Genomic DNA, 594 nt, shown 5'->3' on the forward strand with positions numbered 1-594 from the left:
AGCAAGGCTTAATAACCAATCTTCTTGAAACTCATGATCAACACCTAGCGCAAAAGTGAGCGAGTGCGGGCCCCGATTTTGTCCAACAAAACTCTAGGTATTGCTGGGATCAAAATTAAACGAAGCGCTAATATCATGTTCGCTATTGCTATCAGCCTGCACATCATAGTCATAACGAAGTTCCGTACGCATATGGGTTGAGTCAAACTCATTCAGTGCTCGAGATGCCTCCATACCAAGACTAATAATCCCTGAACTAACAATCGCTCGATCAATGGTCATTCCAAGGTTTGGTGCATTCGTTTCGGAGAATTCGTCCTGATCAGCGCGCAAATACGCCAAGCCAATGTATGTGCTGCTATCGACTTGCTCAAGCCAACTTGTATCGTAACGGGCACGCAAACCAAGGTAATTTAACTGAGAATCGTACCCGGCTTCAGCCGTTTCACTGATCGAGCCAAGGGTGGTGCTACGTGATGATTCGGTGGTCAACCAAGCATGACCCAAACCCCCAGATCAGATCCCAACGATCATTCAAACGGTATCCACCATACAAGCCTAAGTGGTAGGCGTCCGAATCAAAGCTCACGTTAG

1 protein-coding gene is annotated in these 594 nt (G+C 46.8%); it reads right to left on the bottom strand.

Features of this window, described 5'->3' with window-relative positions; translation table 11 throughout:
* Positions 1-93: 93 nt before the first annotated feature.
* Positions 94-507 carry an autotransporter outer membrane beta-barrel domain-containing protein gene (locus A3738_RS02955; RefSeq protein WP_068763339.1) on the bottom strand — a complete coding sequence of 138 codons (414 nt, stop codon included), beginning with the start codon at positions 505-507 and terminating at the stop codon, positions 94-96.
* Positions 508-594 lie beyond the last annotated feature (87 nt).

Source organism: Oleiphilus sp. HI0066 (genome assembly GCF_001635725.1).